General features: G+C 56.1%; 3 protein-coding genes. All 3 read left to right on the forward strand.

Features of this window, described 5'->3' with window-relative positions:
* Positions 1-345: ABC transporter substrate-binding protein (locus QNK41_RS04420; protein WP_319254161.1), on the forward strand; the 345-nt coding region annotated here is incomplete at its 5' end.
* Positions 346-454: 109 nt separating this feature from the next.
* Entirely contained in the window at positions 455-1255 is an 801-nt protein-coding gene (locus tag QNK41_RS04425) for a VacJ family lipoprotein (protein ID WP_319254164.1), read from the forward strand.
* Positions 1256-1291: 36 nt separating this feature from the next.
* Complete coding sequence (locus tag QNK41_RS04430) at positions 1292-2128, forward strand: MBL fold metallo-hydrolase (protein WP_319254163.1); 837 nt, start codon at positions 1292-1294, stop codon at positions 2126-2128.
* Positions 2129-2529: the final 401 nt, after the last annotated feature.

The following is a 2529-nucleotide window of genomic DNA, read 5'->3' on the forward strand; positions in this document are numbered from 1 at the left end:
GTGTTTGCCCAGTTTCTCGGCAACACCTACATCGATAAGGTGCAGGGAGAATACCACAACGAGCAGATCGTTTACCTCGGGCAGGATTTCTACTCGGACATCTACGCCGAAGTCAAAACCCAGATCGTCAGAGAAACATTAAAAATACCGGTCAATTACCGAATGCTTAAGGGCGGCGATGGCCAGTGGAAGGTCTACGATATCATTGTCGAGAGGGTCAGCCTGGTTAAAAATTACCGTACCCAGTTCGCCAGTATTCTGAGCAAGGATAAACCGGCCCAACTAATCCGGCAGCTTAACGACAAACTGGCCGAACAAAATAAGCGGCTTGCTGAAAACGGATAAAATCAAAACGGATGTTGTATCTCCAGCGACCGGCCCCGCTTGGAGGACGCGACTTTCCAACGGCGAAGCAATGTTGATGGTGATGAAACCCAGGCAGCTGTTCTTGATCATGATTGTAGTGGTGCTGACGGGCGGCCTCGCATGGGCCAATCCGCCGGCAAGCGTGGCCGGCGACCCGCCGACCGAAAATGCTGCGGTGTCGGACGATACGGTTCCCTTCGACCCCTTCGATAACCCCAGTGGCGATAGCTACTGGGATGAGGACGAGGGACTGCATGCGGTCGCCGACCCCATTGCCGGGTTCAACCGGGCCATGTTTGTTTTTAATGACAAGTTTTATTTCTGGGTGCTTAAACCGGTGGCCTCCGGATATCGGGTGGTTGTTCCCACACCGGTCCGGGTAAGCGTGAAAGATTTCTTTTTTAATCTTCTGGGACCCGTGCGATTTTTCAATTGTCTCTTTCAAGGCAAGTGGCGATCGGCGGAAGGCGAGTTCTGCCGGTTCGTGGTCAATACCACGGCCGGGTGCCTGGGGCTGTTCAACGTGGTAAGAGACAAACCGTCGTTCAACCCGCCCGAAGAGGATTTCGGGCAAACCCTGGGGTTTTACCGTGTCGGCAACGGGTTCTATATCATCTGGCCGCTGTTCGGCCCCTCGACCCTGCGCGATTCGGTGGGCTTTATCGGGGATTGGGCCTTGAACCCGGTTTCGTTCATGCAGCTGGTCAATGTGGATGCGGGTAAATTGACCACCACCACCACGAACGTGAGCGCTTACAGTGTCAGAGTTGTCAACGACACCTCATTTCGCATCGGCGATTACCAAACCCTGAAAAATGCCGCCCTGGATCCCTATGAAGCCTTTCGCAACGCCTACATCCAGAATCGGCTCAGTAAGATCGCCCAATAGAGCGGCGTGCAACCACCGTTTTTCCGGAAGCGCTATATGCAAACGAAACTGACCATTTTGTGTGAAAACTCCGTGGGCCACCCCTTCGGCGTTGTGGGCGAGCATGGGTTTGCCTGTTTTATCGAAACCCAGGCCGGCAATGTGCTCTTCGACACCGGTCAGGGCATTGGCATCTGCGGCAATGCCGCTGTCCTGGGCAAAAACCTGGCATCGATTCAGGCTATCGCCATCAGCCATGGCCACTACGATCACACCGGCGGACTACCGCAGGTGCTCGAACAGACCGGCCCGGTACCTGTCTACGGTCATCCGGATATCTTTGCTTCACGCACCTGGTCCGACGGAACCGCTACCCGGTACATCGGCATGCGCCACCGACGTGAATACCTCGAATCTCTGGGCGCCCAATTCAATCTGATTCGAAATCCGGTTGAAATCAGCGATCGGGTCCATCTGACCGGCGAAATTGCCAGAAACAACGACTTTGAAAAGCCGGATCCCAACATGACCCTTCATCCCCAAGGCGCCATGGCCGTATGCCCTGACCCCATTGTCGACGACCTGTCCCTGGTGGTCGATTCGGAAAAGGGCCTCATCCTGGTGCTGGGCTGTGCCCATGCCGGCATGATCAACCTCTTCGACCATGTTCTGGAGACGTTTCACCAGGACCGCATTTATGCAGTCGTCGGCGGGACCCATTTAGGCTTTGCCCAACCCGCCCAGTTCGACGAAACGCTCAAGGCCCTCGACCGCTACGGCATCGAACGGTTGGGGGTGTCTCACTGCACGGGGTTGGAAAAAGCGGCCGAACTCCGTGCGCGCTTAGGTGAGCGGTTCTTTTTCGGCTGTGTGGGTGCCCAACTGGAAGGCTGACGGCGGGCTCCTGGCCGCTTTGCTGTGTCCTTGGCGCCCCATTGACGAAGCCGCCGGCTATGGTGATCGTACTCCCCCGGCTTGCTCCGGACCGTGAACCGCGACAGCGAGCCCATTCCCCGTCGCTTGTCGAAGCGAAGCGGAGATCCCGCCATCGGGGTCGGAGCGAAGCAGAGATACCGAGCACCGGTTCGGCGGGGTTAGCGAGCGAACTGATAATCGATTATCATTCTTACGGTGCTGCGCAGCACTGCCGCTACAGGCAGAACATTCCCCGCGGATTGCCGCAGGGAGGGTTCAATCCCATTAGCTGATAATTGGCATACGCCCATGTACAATCGTTTTTTTGGCTTTAAGGAGAGACCGTTCAAACTGGTACCCAACCCGGAGTACCTTTACCT

Origin of the sequence: Desulfosarcina sp. (assembly GCF_033791525.1) — a bacterium.
In the GTDB taxonomy this organism is placed as follows: domain Bacteria; phylum Desulfobacterota; class Desulfobacteria; order Desulfobacterales; family Desulfosarcinaceae; genus Desulfosarcina.

What these genes read in the sequence shown, in the direction of transcription:
- QNK41_RS04425 (WP_319254164.1), top strand. Translation starts at nt 455, where the DNA reads ATGATTGTAGTGGTGCTGACGGGCGGCCTCGCATGGGCCAATCCGCCG.
- QNK41_RS04430 (WP_319254163.1), top strand. Translation starts at nt 1,292, where the DNA reads ATGCAAACGAAACTGACCATTTTGTGTGAAAACTCCGTGGGCCACCCC.